Origin of the sequence: Pseudomonas sp. BW7P1 (genome assembly GCF_024981055.1) — a bacterium.
Classification (GTDB): domain Bacteria; phylum Pseudomonadota; class Gammaproteobacteria; order Pseudomonadales; family Pseudomonadaceae; genus Aquipseudomonas; species Aquipseudomonas bananamidigenes.
Genome location: NZ_CP103374.1, coordinates 3,472,631 through 3,490,198, shown reverse-complemented (window position 1 = coordinate 3,490,198; position 17,568 = coordinate 3,472,631). Strand labels below are relative to the sequence as shown.

At 63.2% G+C, this 17,568-nt stretch carries 6 protein-coding genes; 4 read left to right on the top strand and 2 right to left on the bottom strand.

The window, feature by feature from the left end; all coding sequences use genetic code 11:
- Positions 1–20: 20 nt before the first annotated feature.
- The 4 genes from gspE (at position 21) to NWV16_RS15450 (ending at position 16,950) form a co-directional block, all read left to right on the top strand.
- On the top strand, positions 21–1,427 hold the full coding sequence (gene gspE / locus NWV16_RS15465) for a type II secretion system ATPase GspE (RefSeq protein ID WP_260519756.1): 1,407 nt from the start codon (positions 21–23) through the stop codon (positions 1,425–1,427).
- Positions 1,427–2,638 (top strand): type II secretion system inner membrane protein GspF, encoded by a 1,212-nt coding sequence (gspF, locus tag NWV16_RS15460; RefSeq protein WP_260519755.1) that lies wholly within the window; start codon positions 1,427–1,429, stop codon positions 2,636–2,638. Before gspE ends, gspF begins: the two co-directional genes overlap by 1 nt.
- A 499-nt stretch (positions 2,639–3,137) precedes the next feature.
- Entirely contained in the window at positions 3,138–4,247 is a 1,110-nt protein-coding gene (locus NWV16_RS15455; RefSeq protein ID WP_260519754.1) for a substrate-binding domain-containing protein, read from the top strand.
- 190 nt (positions 4,248–4,437) lie between these two features.
- Positions 4,438–16,950, top strand: coding sequence for a filamentous haemagglutinin family protein (locus NWV16_RS15450; RefSeq protein WP_260519753.1), 12,513 nt, complete (start codon positions 4,438–4,440; stop codon positions 16,948–16,950).
- A 49-nt stretch (positions 16,951–16,999) separates the two neighbouring features.
- Here NWV16_RS15450 and NWV16_RS15445 read toward each other — a convergent pair whose 3' ends face one another.
- Positions 17,000–17,236: a type II toxin-antitoxin system RelE/ParE family toxin gene (locus tag NWV16_RS15445; RefSeq protein WP_260523535.1), complete on the bottom strand. Its 237-nt coding sequence runs from the start codon at positions 17,234–17,236 to the stop codon at positions 17,000–17,002.
- 37 nt (positions 17,237–17,273) lie between these two features.
- On the bottom strand, positions 17,274–17,468 hold the full coding sequence (locus NWV16_RS15440; RefSeq protein ID WP_260519752.1) for a stability determinant: 195 nt from the start codon (positions 17,466–17,468) through the stop codon (positions 17,274–17,276).
- Positions 17,469–17,568: the final 100 nt, after the last annotated feature.

Genomic DNA, 17,568 nt, shown 5'->3' with positions numbered 1-17,568 from the left:
AACACTGCGGAGGGCATGAGATGAGCGCATTGCCTTACGCCTGGGCCAAGGCGCAGCGGATTCTGCTGCGCGACGGCGTGCTGACGGTGTGCCCGTCGACGCCGGGCTGGTCGATCAGCGAAGTGCGGCGGCAGTTCGGCGCAGCGAAGCTTGAGCGGGTACGCGATGACGAACTCGACGGTTTGCTCGCCACGGCCTACGCCGATACCGGCAGCGCGGCGGCGGTGGTGGGCGCGGCGGAAAACGAAGTCGATCTTGACCGCCTGATGCAGGACATGCCGGAAATCACCGACCTGCTCGACACCCAGGACGGCGCGCCGGTGATCCGCATGATTAACGCCTTGTTCACGCAAGCGGCGCGGGACGAGGCCAGCGATATTCACATCGAACCGTTCGAAACCCATTCGGTGGTGCGCTACCGGGTCGACGGCACGCTGCGCGACGTGGTGTCGCCACGCAAGGCGTTGCACGGTGCGCTGGTGTCGAGGATCAAGATCATGGCCCAGCTCGATATCGCCGAAAAACGTTTGCCGCAGGATGGCCGCATTGCGTTGCGTGTCGCGGGGCGGCCCATCGACATTCGTGTCTCGACCGTGCCCACCGGCCATGGCGAACGGGTGGTGATGCGTCTGCTGGACAAGCAGGCCGGGCGTCTGCAACTGGAGACCCTGGGCATGGACGCGCAGGTGCTGGCCAAGCTCGATCACCTGATCCGCCAGCCCCACGGCATCGTGTTGGTCACCGGCCCCACCGGCAGCGGCAAGACCACGAGTCTGTATGCGGCGCTGACGCGACTGGATGCGAGCACCAGCAACATCCTCACCGTGGAAGACCCGGTGGAATACGACTTGCCGGGCATCAGCCAGATTCAGGTCAACGCCAAAATCGACATGACCTTTGCCCTGGCGTTGCGGGCGATACTGCGCCAGGACCCGGACATCATCATGATCGGTGAGATCCGCGACCTCGAAACTGCGCAGATCGCGGTGCAGGCTTCGTTGACCGGTCACCTGGTGCTCGCCACCTTGCACACCAACGATGCGGTGTCGGCGGTCAACCGCTTGATCGACATGGGCGTCGAGCCGTTTCTGCTGGCCTCGTCGATGCTCGGGGTTTTAGCGCAACGATTGGTGCGACGGCTGTGCAATCACTGCAAACAGGAAGACCCGGCCACGCCCGGCACCTGGCGCCCGGTCGGTTGTGCGACGTGCAATCACACCGGTTACAGCGGCCGGACCGGCATTCACGAATTGTTCTGCATCGATGACGACATCCGCACCCTGATTCACAACGGGGCAGGGGAGCAGGCCTTGCGTACGGCGGCGAGCAAGGCCGGGATGTCCAGCCTGCGCGAAGACGGCGAGCGCTGGATCCGCAGCGGTGCCACGGCCCCTGAAGAAATCCTTCGTGTGACACGGGACGCCTGATGAATCGCTATCGTTTTGAGGCCGCCGATGCCAGCGGCAAGATCGAAACCGGGCATCTGGAGGCGGACAGTCAGGGCGCTGCGTTCGGCGTGCTGCGCGGTCGTGGCTTGACGGCGTTGTCGGTGGAGAAGGAAAGCAACATCGCCCAGCAGGGCGGCGGCGGTTTGTTCAGCGCCAAACTCTCGGACAACGATCTGGCCTGGGCCACCCGGCAACTGGCGAGTCTGCTCGGCGCCAGCCTTCCATTGGAAGCGGCGCTGAGTGCCACGGTGGAGCAGGCGGAGAAAAAACACATCGCCCACACCCTGAGCGCCGTCCGTGCCGACGTACGCAGTGGCATGCGCCTGGCCGAAGCGTTGGCGGCGCGACCTCGGGATTTTCCGGAGATTTACCGGGCGTTGATTGCCGCAGGCGAAGAGTCCGGTGATCTGGCGCAAGTGATGGAGCGGCTGGCGGATTACATCGAAGAACGCAACAACCTGCGCGGCAAGATTCTCACCGCGTTCATTTATCCGGGCGTGGTCGGGCTGGTGTCGATCGGCATCGTGATTTTCCTGCTCAGCTACGTGGTGCCGCAGGTGGTCAGCGCGTTTTCCCAGGCGCGGCAGGATCTGCCGGGGCTGACGTTGGCGATGCTCAATGCCAGTGATTTCATTCGGGCGTGGGGCTGGTTGTGTGCTGGCGTCCTGGCCGGTGCGTTCTGGAGCTGGCGCCTGTATCTGCGCAACCCGGCGGCGCGCCTGAATTGGCATCATCGGGTGTTGAAGTTGCCGCTGATCGGGCGTTTCGTACTGGGGCTGAACACCGCTCGGTTCGCTTCCACGCTGGCGATTCTCGGTGGTGCCGGGGTGCCGTTGTTGAGGGCACTGGAGGCGGCGCGGCAGACCTTGTCGAATGATCGCTTGAGCCTGAGCGTCAACGAGGCCACCGCCAAGGTGCGCGAGGGTGCCAACCTGGCGGCCGCGCTGAAGGTGGAGAACGTGTTTCCGCCAGTGCTGATCCACCTGATCGCCAGCGGCGAGAAAACCGGTGCACTGCCGCCAATGCTTGAACGTGCGGCGCAAACCCTGTCCCGGGATATCGAGCGCCGGGCGATGGGCATGACTGCGTTGCTCGAACCACTGATGATCGTGGTGATGGGCGGGGTGGTGCTGGTGATCGTGATGGCGGTGCTGTTGCCGATCATCGAGATCAATCAGCTGGTGCAGTAGTAGTGTGTCAGTTGGTTTGATGCTGTCTGTACTGGCCCTATCGCTGGCAAGCCAGCTCCCACAGTGTTCGGTGTTGTTAATGCAATTTCGCCCACAACTCACAAACCTGTGGGAGCTGGCTTGCCAGCGATGAGGCCAGTCAGAGCAATAAATAATTCAGGTTTTTTTCAGCGGCTTCAGCATCACCCGACCCTCATTCCCCTCATCCTCGGGTTCTCCTTTCTGTCATCTGCAACGGCCCTTCAAGGGCTGTGGCCGGTTCCCTCGAAAAGCCCGCCGCAGACACTCCGCACAACGGCGTAAACACCCGAGAAAATCCCTCGAAAATCAGCCTGCACCTCCCGAGGTTTTTTCCTTTATCTGTCACCGGAAACTGCGAATTTCTCACTGCGACTTAACCACGGACCCCGCTTGCGAAGGTCGGCGGTGAGTCCTCCCAGTGTCATGCAAGTCCCCTGAAAACCTGTGTTCACAACCAACGTTGAAAAGGAGATTCTTCATGTTCAAGCGCACTCTGATCGCAGCTTCCCTGACCGTCGCTGCCCTGGCTTCCGCCCAGGCCATGGCTGCCAACGTAACCGGTGGTGGCGCGACTCTGCCTGCCGCTCTGTACAAAGGCTCGAGCAACAGCATCCTGCCAGCCAACTTCAGCTACCTGGGTACCGGTAGCGGCACCGGCAAGACCGCGTTCCTGACCAACAACTCGGCACTGTTCAACACCACTGGTTCGGTTCACTTCGCCGGTAGCGACTCGATCCTCAGCGCTTCGGAAATCAGCACCTACAATGCCAACTTCGGCGCTTCGTACGGCCCGCTGATTCAACTGCCTTCGGTGGCCACTTCGGTTGCCATTCCATACAAAAAATCCGGTCAGACCGCTCTGAACCTGACCAGCGCTCAACTGTGCGACGCCTTCTCCGGCACCAAAACCACCTGGGGCGATCTGCTGGGCACTTCCGACGCCACGCCGATCCGCGTTGTTTATCGCAGCGTTTCCAGCGGCACTACGGAAATCCTGACCCGTCACCTGAACTCGATCTGCCCGACCAAGTTCGCCACCAACTCCACGTTCACCAGCGCTCGTCTGCCAGCCGGTTCGACCCTGCCTTCGACCTGGGTAGGCGTTGCCGGTACTGCTGACGTGGCCACTCAAGTCAACGCCGTTGACGGTTCCATCGGTTACGTCGGTCCGGACGGTGTGAACGCTGCCAGCAATGCCGTGGTTGCTCGCGTCAACGGCGTACAGCCAACCACCGCCAACGTTTCGCTGGCTCTGGGTTCGGCTGCTCTGCCAACCGCCCCTTCGAACCCTTCGCAGTGGGTACCGGTCGTTCCTAACCCTGCCAGCGGTTACCCGATCGTGGCTTACACCAACTTCATCTTCGGTCAGTGCTACAAGGACGCGTCCGTGGCCGCTGATGTCAAAGCCTTCCTGACCACTCACTACAGCAACCCGGGCAACAACGCTGCCACCGTGGCCCACAGCTTCACTCCGGTTCCAACCAACTGGAAAGCCGCTGTGACTGCCAACTTCGTCACCAACACCTCGGGCAACAACCTGGACATCAACAACGCCAGCGTCTGCAACGCTGTCGGCCGTCCTTTGTAAGCCTCGCTTCAGCGCAATGAAATGGCAGCAGCCTGCGGGCTGCTGCCATTTTTTTTGGCCGGTCTACTCCTCATTCATGAAGTTTGTGTGACATCCGTTCGGTCGTGGCTCTCGCCAACCGCCTATGTCGTAACAGCAGGGGCAAGCCGACCTGCGGCCTCATGTGGCAAACAAAAAGGATCTCGTAGTGATGCTCGCTCGCCCGTCCCGTCGCAGTACCCGTGTCCAGCCCCGGCAGCGTATGGCCGCCGATCCGGCGCTGTGGTTGCTCAAGCCCCTGGCGCAGGCGGTTGCCTTGTGTCTGGTGGCGGGCAGTGCCGAGGCGGCGACGGCGTTCAGTTCGGGATGGTTTGCCGCCAAGGGCGCGGCGCAACAGGCTGCCGCGTCACGCCCGAGTGCGGGCGGACTGCCGGGAATGACCCCACCGCTGGCCCAGCAGCAAAAGGCCAATGCGCAATTGCAACGCTCGATTCAGACCCTGAACAACACCGTGGCCGCCATTGCCGCCCAACAGGCAGCGCAGGCGGCCGGTCGTGCGGCTGCGCTGGGCACGGTGCAGGTTGTGCCTGACGGGCTGGGCGAGGGCGGTTTGAAGGTCGATAACAGCCTCACTCAGGGTTGGCAGAACGCCAAAGGCCCGCAGCAGATTCAGGTCGATGGCAAGACCACGGTGACGATCGAACAGACCGCCGACAAGGCGATCCTCAACTGGGAAACGTTCAACGTCGGTCGCAACACCACGGTCGATTTCGCCCAGCAGTCGAACTGGGCCGTGCTCAACCGCGTCAACGATCCGAATGCGCGGGCCAGCCAGATTCAGGGCCGGATCAAGGGCAACGGCACGGTGATGCTGATCAACCGCAACGGCATCGTCTTCAGCGGCACCAGCGAGGTCAACGTACGCAACCTGGTGGCCGCAGCGGCCAACATCACGGACATTCAGTTCCGCGACCGGGGCCTGTATTTCGACAGTAACGGCAGTCAGCCGACGTTCACCGAGGCGGCCGGCAAGGTGCTGGTGGAGCGCGGCGCGTCCATCGAAACGGCCCGGCCGGCCAAATCGACCGATGCCGGCGGTTATGCCTTGCTGCTCGGCAGCGAAGTGCAGAACGACGGCAGCATCGACACCGCCAAGGGCCAGACCGTGCTCGGCGCGGGGGATCGCTTTTACATCCGCAAAGGCTCGGGCACTGAAGGCAACGCGTTCTCCACGACCTTCGGCAATGAAGTCACGCCGGGCTTCAAGACCGGCAGCGCGGCCGGCAAGGTCAGCAACAACGGCCTGATTCGGGCGGCGACCGGCGACATCACCCTGACCGGTCACGAGGTCGTGCAAAACGGTGTGCTGCTGGCCAGCACTTCGGTAGCGACACGCGGCACGATCCATTTGCTCAACCCGGCCACCGACACCCAGGGCAGCGTGACACTGGGGAAGGGCGGTGCGACGGCGATCCTGCTCGACAGCAGCGACCTGACGGCGCTCGACAGCCAGCATCAAGCCGCGTTGACGGGCGTTACGCCCAACAACAGGATTCGCAGCGATCAGTCACGCATCGACATTCAGAGTGGCGGCAGCGTCGAGTTCCAGAACGGCTCGATCACCCTGGCCACCGGCGGCCAGGTCGCCGTGGCCGCGCAGCGTCGCAGCCTGGTGCGTGACGGCGCATTGATCGATGTTTCCGGCGCCATCGGCGTGAAAGTCGCGATGGAATCCAACAGCATCAAAATCAACGTCCAGGGCAACGAGCAGCGCGATGCTTCGGTCAACCGCGAGAAGGGTGCACTCAACAGCAATGACATCTGGGTCGATGTGCGTGAGCTGGTCTACGTCCCGGCCGGCACCAACGGTTACGCGACGGATCGCTGGTACACCGCTGGCGGTTTGCTCGAGGTCGGCGGTTACCTCGGCACCCAGGGCCACAGCGTCGGCGAATGGATGGCCCAGGGCGGGCAGGTGAGTTTTGCCGGCAATGACGTGGTCACCGAGAAGGGCTCGTTGATCAACCTCTCCGGCGGCACGCTGGATGTTCAAAGTGGCGAAATTCGCCAGAGCTGGCTGCGCGGTGCCGACGGGCGCCTGTATGAAGTCTCCATAGCGCCTGGAGATCTGCTCTACACCGGGCTGTACAAGGGTTATGAAGACAGCAGCCAGCGCTGGGGCCAGACGAGTTACTACTACAACTCGTTGATTGCGCCGGCCAGCCGTCGGGAGTCGGGCTACACCGTGGGGCGCGATGCCGGGCAACTGGTGATCGGCACCCGCAACGCCGTGCTCGAAGGCCAGATGCTTGGCGAGGTGTATCAGGGCGAACGCCAGACCCAGGCACCGCGTGCCGTACTCGATGGCTATGCGCAGAGTCAGACGGCTCGGGCGCGGCGCGGACAATTGATTGTCGGCAGTTATGACCCGGCGTATGTGGCGGCGTCCGGTGGCTTGCTCTACGGCCTCAATCCGTTGCTCGATCAGGTGCAGGTCGGCGGTGAGCGTCCGGTCGCCGGCAATGATCGGGACCTGACCGCTGCGGTGTCCGATGCACGCAGCGGCAAATTGTTCCTCGATGCCGGGCAACTGAGTGACGGGCAACTGGGCGCGCTGAAGGTCGCGGCCAAAGAACGGATCGATGTGCAAGGCGCCGTCACCGTCGACAATGGCGGCGACATCACCCTTTACGGTCCGGACGTGCAGCTCGACGCCGGCCTGACGGCCCGGGGCGGCAGCCTGCATCTGGGCAATGTGCTCAATCAGCTCAACACCGATCGCCTCACCGACACCCGGCTCGTCGCACCGACCGGCAAGGCCACCCGCGTGAGCGTGGCTGAAGGCGTGCAACTGGACACTCGCGGTCTGTGGAGCAACCTGCGCACCAACCCGGACGATGCCGCAAGCCTGGCGTATCTGGACGGTGGGTCGGTGTCGATTCGCAGCAGTGGCGACATCGAAGTCGGTGCCGGCAGCCTGCTGGATGTGTCGTCCGGCGGCGCGATTCTGGCCAACGGCAAGACCCGCGGTGGCAAGGGCGGTGACGTGACGCTGGAGGCCGGCGCCTTGTCCGCGTCGGGTGACAGTCACTTGACCCTGGACGGCCAACTTCGGGGTTATGGTGTGTCCGGCGGCGGCCGTTTGTCACTGCAGACCGGCGACGTGCTGATCGGCCAGACCGAGAAGCTTCAGGCCGATACGGTGTTGCAGCTGACGCCGACGCTGTTTGACAAAGGCTTCTCGACCTACAACCTGATTGGCCTGAACCGGATGCAAGTGACGGATAACACCGTCATTGACGTGTCCATGCCGGTCTATCGCTTCAGCGAGGCGGCCGCCAATCAGGTCAGCGGTGTCGCGCCGCAACAGGCTCTCGAACTGTGGACGCCGCCGCTCTATCAGGAAAACCCGACCAAGGCCCAACTGACCCGGCGTGCCGGGGCCAGCCTGACGCTGCAGGCCGGTACCGGCGAAGTCAGGTTGGTCGATCCTGCGCACACGACCCTGAGCCTCGGCCGGGGCTCGCGCATCAGCGTCGATCCGGGGCAGAGCATCAACTTGCGCGGCGCGGGGCAGATCACCCTCGATGGCGAGCTGAATGCCTGGGGCGGTACCCTCGATATTCGCCAGCAACAGTTCGGTTCGCTCGACGTCGCCGACGCCTCGCAACTGGCTGACAACGCTGCGCACAACCGCTCGATCTGGATCGGCGAACACGCGGTGCTGGATGTGGCCGGCCGCGCGGCCACGGCGGTGGATGCGCTGGGTCGTACTTACGGGCTGGTGGGCAAGGGCGGCACGATCATCGTCGGCGGTGAAATCGATGCGAAAAAAGCCACGGCCACGTCGGCCGATGCTTATGTGATCGTGCGCGAGGGTGCGCGACTGGATGCGTCCGGCGCGCAAGCCGTGCTGGATATCGCCGGGCAGGGGGCGACGCCGATAGCCACCGACGGTGGACGAATCAGCCTGAGTTCCTATAACGGCCTGTTCATCGATGGCAGCCTGCGTGCAGTCGCCGGTGGTGCGGGCGCAGCCGGCGGGCGTCTGGACATTGCGCTGGAGACGCCGATCTACGACCTCAATCTTGCCGCCAATGAAGTGCGTACCCCCAGGGAAATCATCCTCGGACAGGACGCAGGCAAGTCTCTGTTGCCGCCGGATCTGCAACCCGGTTCCGGCGCTTCAGCCTTGCAATACGGTCGTGCCCGCCTGGGCGCCAATCAATTGATGGCCGGCGGTTTCGACAACCTGAGCCTGTTGAGCAATGGCTTGCTGTCGTTCGACGGCGATGTCGATCTGCACAGCCGCCAGAGTCTGAGCCTGTATGCCGGCGCATTGGCGTTGGCCGACGGCGCCGGAGACAATGCGCGGATCAACCTGTCAGCGCCATATCTGCGCTTGTCGGGGACCGGCAAATACTTCGACGCGCCGGGTTACCTGCGCCCGCGGGTCATGAATACGCCGACGACCCATGTGGCACCCGCCACGTTCAACGCCACGGCGGACTTGCTGGATCTGGGCAACAGCCTGTCGTTCGGCACGGCGGGGACGATCGCCTCACGTAACGGTGCGGCCATCGAGGTCAGTCGGCGTGGCTTTGATCAGGTGACTTTGCACAGCCGGGGTGATCTGCGCTTCCTGGCTCCGACGGGGTACACCACCAAATCAGAGTTGTGGACCCCAGGAGACCTGAACCTGCAAGCCGCGCAAATCTATCCGGCCAGTGATGTCACTGCCGAGGTGCGGGTCGGTTACCAGAGCGTGCACCCGGGCGCCGACCCGGCGCGCAACTTGCGCATCACCGGCGTCGGAAACGCTCCGGTCGCCCTGCCTTACTCGGTGTTTGGCGACCTGACGCTGGCCGCCGGGCACATCGAGCAGGGCGGCATTGTTCGTGCGCCGCTGGGCATGATCCGTCTGGGTGACGAGACCGTGGTCAATACCCACGACCTGCATTTGTTGCCAGGCAGTGTGACCTCGGTCAGCGCCGACGGACTGGTCATGCCCTATGGCGGCACCACCGACGGCATCGACTATCGCTACGCTGGCAAATCGGTTGTGCTCAAGGGGATTACCGCAGAAACCGCCGGTGTAACGCTGACTTCGCGATACGTCGATGTGCAACAGGGCGCCTTGATCGATTTGTCTGGCGGCGGCGACCTGCGAGGGGCCGGATTTGTGTCCGGGCGCGGCGGCTCTACCGATGCACGCTTCAATCCGCTGGTGCGCAACGCTGCGGACGGCACATTCAGTTTGCCAGGCCTGGCCAGCAACCCGGTGTACGCCATCGTGCCCGGCAATCAGAGTACCTACGCGCCGATGCTCGCCGAAGCGGGAGCGGTTGATCCGCGTATCGGCCAGCAGATCACCCTCGGGGCCGGCGTGCCGGGGCTGGCGGCGGGCACCTATACGCTGCTGCCTTCGACGTTCGCCTTGTTGCCGGGGGCGTTTCGGGTCGAGGTCAACGGCCAGGCCGCACCGGGTGTCACGCCTGGCGCGTTATCTCTGCGCAATGGTTCATGGACCCTTTCGGGGCTGATGTCGATTGCCAACACCGGGCTGCGTGACAGCCTGGCCAGCCAGGTCATCCTGACCTCGGCCGATGTCGTGCGCCGCTATTCGCAGTACAACGAAACCGGTTTTACTCAATTCATCCGCAGTGACGCTGCGCGGCGTGGCGTACCACGGGCGTTGGCGCCGATGGACGGCAAGTCGCTGAATCTGTATCTGATGTCGGGCGCCGAGCAGGGCATTGCGCTGGATTTCTCTGGACAGGTGTTGTTCAAACCTGCCACCGGCGGCGTGGTCGGGACGGCGGTGGTGAGGGGCGCGCGCGATGTGGAACTGCTCGGCGACGGGCATCGGCGTACCGAGGGGTTCAGCGGTGTGTCGCTCTATGCCGACAGCCTCAACAGACTGGGTGCAGGCCGTCTGACCCTCGGGGCTCAGCCGACGATCGATTACAACACGGCTGGCAACATCGTCTCGTTCATTGGCGACACATCGAATATCAGCTTGCGTGAAGGCGCCGTGTTGTCTGCGCCTGAAGTGCTGCTGCGTACCACCAGTACCAGTGGCCGCATCAGTCTGGAGGCCGGCTCGGGGATCAACACCCTGGGGCGCGGCGACGTACCGTACGATTCTTCCGCAGGCTTTACCTATGCGCCGGGCACGGCAGGTCTGCTGGTGGTCTCGAACGGCTGGACCAATGTGCTCGCGCCGTCGCCGTCGACCCCGACCTCCGGCGCGGGGGATATTCGCATCGGCAACTGCCCGACGACCACCTGCACCAACCCGACGCTGCTTTACTCCAATGGCAGCATCACGGCGGCCACAGACAAACAGTTCGAGCTTGATGAAACGGTACGCTTCGGGACCCGCCATCTGACGCTGGCAGTGGGCGCGATCAATGCCGGCAGTGCCGAAGCCTTGAGTGCCGCCGGGAGTCGCGTGCCGACCGGCCTGACCCTGAACCAGAACGTGCTCGACCGGCTGTTGCGCGGCGACACGCAGTTCGGCGCTCCGGCATTGGAGACGTTGAGCCTGACCAGCCGCGATGCATTCAATTTCTATGGCAATGTCACTCTCGATACGCTGGATCCGCAGACTGGCGTGAGCAAACTGCAAAATCTGATACTCGGCACGCCGGCCATTTACGGCTTGGGTGAAGCCACTGAGGTGGCGAGCATCCGCACTGCCAATCTGGTGTGGAACGGTGCCACCCAAGCGCCCGCTGCTGTCATTAGCGGCGGCGCGGGCACCGGACAGGGCACGCTCGACATTCAGGCACAACGCATCGAGTTCGGTTACGGGCCCAACCCGCAGGCCAGTGGTCGGGAGCAGAACGATCGCCTGGTGCTGGGTTTTGCCGACGTCAATCTGACCGCCAGCGACCGCATCACCGCCAACCACAAAGGCAGCCTGGCGGTGTATCAAACGCAAGGCGCTTTCGATCCGGTCGAGGGCTATGCCTACAGCGGCGGCAACCTCAACCTGCGCACCCCGTTGCTGACGGGAGAGGCGGCCTCGGTGAATCTGCTCAAGGCCGGTAACAACCTGACGCTGACCGGCGCCGGTACCCCGGCTGCGGCCAATGCCCTCGGCGCGGAACTGACCCTCGATGCGCGCAACGTCACGCTCGACAGTCGCATTGCTCTGGCCAGCGGCAAACTGGTGATCAAATCGGCAGAAGACCTGACCCTGAACAGTGGCGCGTACCTGGATATGGCCGGGCGTGCCCTTGCCTTCAATGATGTGAACAAGTACAGCTGGGGCGGTGATGTGGCGTTGTACAGCAGCCACGGCAATATCCGTCAGGCTGCGGGCTCGCTCATCGACCTGTCGGCACAGAACAATCAGGCCGGCAATCTCAGCGCCATTGCCCTGGGCAACGATGCCGGGATGGTCGATCTGCAGGGCCGGATCCTCGGCGCCAGCAGCGGCAGTTATGACGCAGGCGGCACGTGGGTGCCGTACAAGGCCGGTGGCGTGGACATCCGCGCGCAACACTTGAATGGCGATCCGAGCCAGCAATTCGAGGTCCTTAACCAGCGTTTGAACGCAGGGCAGGTTTTCGGCAGCCGCAGCCTGCAACTCAAGCAGGGTGATCTGTTGATCGGCAACGGGCTCAATGCCGGTGAGGTGAATGTCTCGGTGGACAACGGTAGCCTGACCGTCGCAGGGCTTGTCGACGCGAGTGGCGCAAGGGTCGGTTCGATTCGTCTGTCGGCGAAGAACGGCCTGACGTTGACCGGCAGTGCTGTGCTCGACGCCCATGGTCGTGTGTTGCGGGTCGACAGCTACGGAAAAATCATCGATGCACCGAACCGGGCGATGGTCGAGCTCAACTCCGGCGACGGCAGGCTGACGCTGGGGGCCGGCGCGCGGATCGATCTGCGCCATGGCACCGAGGCTGCTTCGGGGCCATTGCCCGGGCAATCCGATGGATTGGCGCGCGGTACGCTGGAACTGAACGCGCCACGTCTGGCTGGCGGTGACATCGCCATTGATGCCAGCGGTACGCTGGACATTCAGGGCGCCCGTTCGATCGGGCTCAATGCCACGCGCCGTTACAGCGATGCCAGCGACGGTACAGACCCGGCGGCCAGCGGACGTCCGTATCAGGTTATCGACCAGGCCTACCTTGACCGTATCCATGGCGACAGCACGGCATTCATTGATGCCGCGTTGCTCAACAGCAACCTGCTGCAGAACAAACTGTCCGGCCTGAACAATGCCACCTATGCCGATGCCTTCCATCTGCGGCCGGGCGTCGAGATTGTCAGCAAAACCGCTGACGGTGATCTGGTGGTGCAGGGCGATGTGGATCTGTCCGGTTACCGCTATGCCAGTCTGAATCCGCATACGCGGAAAACCGCCATCCATGGCTCTGGCGAGTCAGGCAGCCTGGTGATTCGTGCCGGCGGCAATCTCGATATTCACGGCAGCCTCAATGACGGTTTTGCACCGCCACCCGAGACGGTCGACGATGCAGGCTGGAAACTGTTGCCGGGGATTCAGCCGTTTGGCGGAGATCTGGTGGTGCCTGGGGCCGGTGTCACATTGGCTGAAGGCACGCTGTTCCAGCCGGGTGTCACGCTGAACTATGACGTGCCGCTGCAAGCGACAACCCTGGCCGGTGGCACGTTGTTGCCAACCGAGGCGACCCTGGCCGCACCTTATACGCTGGGCGCCGGTACGGTATTGGCAGGCGCAGTTCACGATGCCTCGGGCCAGCTGCTTTATGCCGCTGGAACGCTGTTGACCGACAGCGTCACATTGCCGGCCGGCAGTCGTCTTGGCGCGGGCATTCGCTTGAATGGCGTCACCTCTGTCGAAGCGATTCGCTGGCCCAAAGGCGTGCCGTTGCCCGGGAGCGTCGAAGCCGGTACCAACGCCATCAAAGGTGTGCGCTTGAGTGGATCGCTGGCATTGCTGCGCGGTTCCTTGATTCCATCGATGACCGATGTGGTGCTGGCCGATGGCACGGCTTTTATCGAATTGCGGCCATTGAACGGCAACCAGCAGGGGCGCAACTGGGCCGTTGCCAGCCTGTTGCCGGCCGGCAGCGCGTCCTGGTCGATGCGGGTGGTGGCGGGGGCCGATTTGGGCGCCGCCGATACGCGTGCGATCAAGCCGGTTTCCAGCGACGGCAATCTGCGTCTGGCCGACACGCATTACGGGCTCAAAGTCACTGAAAAACCACCCACCCTGGTCTGGGGTGAAGGCAACCTGGGTGGTTTCACTCCGGGCGATCCGGTCCCTGACGAGCTCAAGGAATGGTGCGACTGGGCACCGAACTCCTGCGTTTCGGCACCGCGATGGACCTGGGCACCGGACAACTGGATGGGCATGCCCCCGGGGTCAGCGATAAGCGATGACGACGTGCTGGCCTGGTGTGGTCCTTTCCCTGAGCTGTGCGTGGAAAACAAACCGGGCATTACCGTCAAGACCCGCACACAAATGTTCAGCGTGCTGCGTACCGGCACCGGGGATCTGGACGTGCTCGCCGCCGGTAATCTGAGCATGGACTCACCGTTTGGCGTGTATACCGCCGGCACCCAATCCGAAGAGATCGATCCACGCTTCAACCAGCCGCGCGGACGTCTGTCGGACAACGGTTCGGTGCTGGGCAGTGCCGGCAGCGATTACGAGCGGTGGGTTACGGGCAACGACAGTCTGTATCAGGCCTGGTACCCCCGGATGGGCGGCAACCTGACCATCAACGCCGGTGGTTCTGTTTCGGGGGATGTGCTGGGGCGGCGCGGCCCTTCGGCAACCCTGGAAACACCTGAACAAGTGCCAAGTGTGGCGGTGGGCAACTGGCTCTGGCGTCAGGGTACCGGCAACAGCGATGTGCCGACGGCGTGGTGGATCAACTTCGGCAGTTATGCGACTCAGCCGTTGCCTGACCAAGGCGTCGATACCGGGCCGTTCCTGGTTGGCTTCACCGGTTTCGGCACGTTGGGTGGCGGCAACATCAGCCTGCGCGCAGGTGCCGATGCGGGCATGCTCAAGGCGTTGGGTGAAAACTCCAACACCCATCTTTATCCCCGTGGTCAAGGCTTGATCGTGGCGGTCGGCAGTACCGGGCGCGTCGGCGAGGATGGACGGCTGCAATTGACCGGTGGCGGTGACATGGACATCCGCATCGGTGGTTCGCTCAATCCGTCGTTGCAGGCCCGGGCCGGCAATAATGGCGTGGCTCCCCCCCGACACGACCTGCAAGGCGCCTTGATCAACCTGCGCGGCGCGGCCCGACTGACCGGCGCAGCGCTGGGTGGAATCAATCTGCAGTACGGCGCAGCGTCCTATGTGCAGGACCCGCGCGAAGTCCGACCGTTTGACCCGTTCACATCCACCGCTGGCAGTGCTTCCGGCGGCCTGGTGCTGATCCCTGGCGACTCGGTCATGAGCCTCAATACCCGCGGCGATCTGGTGTTGGGTGGCGCAGCGGACCCGGGTCGGGTCCGGTTGCAGAACTCGACGCCGTTCTCCACCGCTGACGGTGTCGTGCATGACGGGGGCGGATTGAGTGGTTTCTCGCTATGGACCGACCACACGGCTATCGATCTGTTTTCGGCTGGCGGCAACCTGACGCCAAGTACACAACTGGGCGAGGTCGACGGACAGGGCCCCGTGATCGGGCGAAACACATCGCCTACCGATGGGCGCTTTGTATATCCGTCGATTCTGCGTGCGGTGGCGGCCCAGGGTTCGATTTATGCCGGGCCGTCGGCGACCTACATGCAAGGCAGCGGATTTTCGCCGGCGACGGCGTACTCGTTGTTGCTGGCGCCCTCGAAGGCCGGGCAACTGGAGCTCCTGGCGCAGGATTCGATCTATGCCGGTGGCTATGCAATCAATCAGTCGGGTGCCAGTCCGTCGGCCATCGCTACGCCATTCGCACCGGCCTTCAATGGCTACGGTAACAACACTTCGAAAACGCCGGTCATGACCAACCGTGGCAGTGACGGGGTTTCACCCGATAAAAACCTGCGCTATCCGCTGTTTGCTTTCGATGCCAACAGTTACTCGGGTTTGAGCGAGGTGCAGGCGCCCGCACGGTTCTATGCCTTGACCGGTGACCTGGTGGGGGTGCGCAGTGGTGAAACGCTGACGTTCAATCTGTCGAAACGGACCTGGTACGAAGCGGCAGGCCCGGTGTGGATGCTGGCGGGACGCGATATCGTGGCGTCGGGCACTTTCCTCGGCAACCCCACGACCGTGCCCAACGCCGAGATGGGCGTACCGGTAACAGAAAGCATCACTTCGACCGGCAACCTGTTCGTGCATGACGATCCTCGGGATGTTTCGCGGGTCTCGGCAGGGCGTGACATCCTTTACAGCAGCTTCGATATCGCCGGTCCCGGCGTCCTGGATATCAATGCCGGGCGCCATATCCTCATGGAAGACCGTGCCAGCATTACCAGTCTCGGCTCGCTGGTGGCGGGTGATCAGCGACCGGGCGCCAGTGTGGTGTTGCAGGCGGGCGTGGGCGCGCAGGGGCCTGACTATTCGCGGTTCATCGCGCGCTACCTGAACCCGCGCAACCTTGCCGACCCGAACGTTTCCCTCAGCGGGCAACCGGGCAAGGTGGTCAAGACCTACCTCGACGAACTGCAGAGCTGGCTGACCCTCGGCTACGGTTTCAGCGGCAACGCCGAGCAGGCGCAAGCCTTCTTCGCCGCGCTGCCGAGTGCCGAGCAGGCGATCTTCGCCCGCCAGGTGTATTTCGCCGAGCTGCGCGCCGGTGGCCTGGAGTACAACGATGTCGACGGCCCGCGCAAAGGCAGTTATCTGCGTGGACGTAACGCCATCGCTTCGTTGTTCCCGAGCACCGATGTGGCCGGCAACCCGATCCGTTATGACGGCGATATCACTCTTTATGGAGGCGCCGGGGTCAAGACGCTGTTTGGCGGCGATATCCAGATGCTCACGCCGGGCGGTGGTCAGGTGTTCGGCATCGAAGGCGCCGCGCCGCCGTCCACGGCGGGCATCATCACCCAGGGTTCGGGGAACATTCAGCTGTATTCCCGGGACAGTATCCTGCTGGGGCAGAGCCGGATCATGACCACCTTCGGCGGTTCGATTCTGGGCTGGTCTGCCGAGGGCGACATCAACGCCGGTCGCGGTTCGAAAACCACTGTGGTCTATACCCCGCCGAAACGTGTGTACGACAGCTGGGGCAACGTGACCCTGTCGCCCTCGGTACCGAGCACCGGCGCCGGTATCGCCACGCTCAACCCGATTGCCGAAGTCGCCCCGGGGGACATCGACCTGATAGCGCCGCTGGGCACCATCGATGCGGGCGAAGCGGGGATTCGCGTCTCGGGCAACGTCAACATCGCCGCGCTGACGGTGGTCAACGCCGCCAACATCTCGGTGCAGGGCAAGGCGACCGGCGTGCCGGTGGTTTCGGCGGTCAACACCGGGGCGATCACCTCGGCCAGTTCCGCGGCGTCGTCGGCCACCCAGGCGGCGGAAGACGTCGCCCGTCAGCAGCAGGCCGCGTCACGACAGAACCAGGCCTCGGTGTTCACCGTGCAGGTGCTGAGCTTCGGCAACGAACAACTGGCCCCAAGCCGCGATGGCGCCAGCCGTGTACCGACACCGGGCTACAACCCCGACAGCCCGGTGCAGGTGCTGGGCGCCGGAGCCCTGGATGAACAGGCGAAACAGCAGCTGACCGAGGAGGAGCGGGGGCAGCTGACGTTGTAAAAGACTCTCGTGCAGTACGCTTCGGGCGGCCATTTGGCCGCCCTTTTTTTCAGGTTGATGAGGTTCGTGGGTATTGTCGTCGGGTGTGGACTAACGTCAGTATTTTGATGTGCCCGTTCACTCGATAGACCAGCAGATAGTTTGGATTGACCACCATTTCCCGAGTGCCTGGCACTCGACCGGACCGGTAACCATAGGGAATTGATGAAAGCCTTTGCGTTGCTGCACCAACCTTTTGTTGCAGAGCCGCTGAAGCTTTGGAGTTGTATTGTTCAACGTAATCGATAATGTCAGCCAGATCGTCCAGAGCTTGATTGCTCCATTCAAGCGGCAGCGCGTCGATTCTTGCGTCTCTCTTCCAATAGTTGGTCGAGCCGCCTCATGGCTTCCTCATGGGGAATGCCCGGGCTGGGATCATCAAGTGCCTCCTGAACCTTGGCACGAAACCAGCGATCGTAGCTCTCTGCCTCTTCTTCGGAGTCGAAGTCAGAGTAAAACGGGGAAAGCAAAATGCTCATAGTGATCTCCGTGATCAATTTCAGCAGTCTAGGGGGGGGAATGGCCCATTGTCGTCACTGGCAGACGATGCACCCCATGAGCCCTTGAGGAGCCACGAGG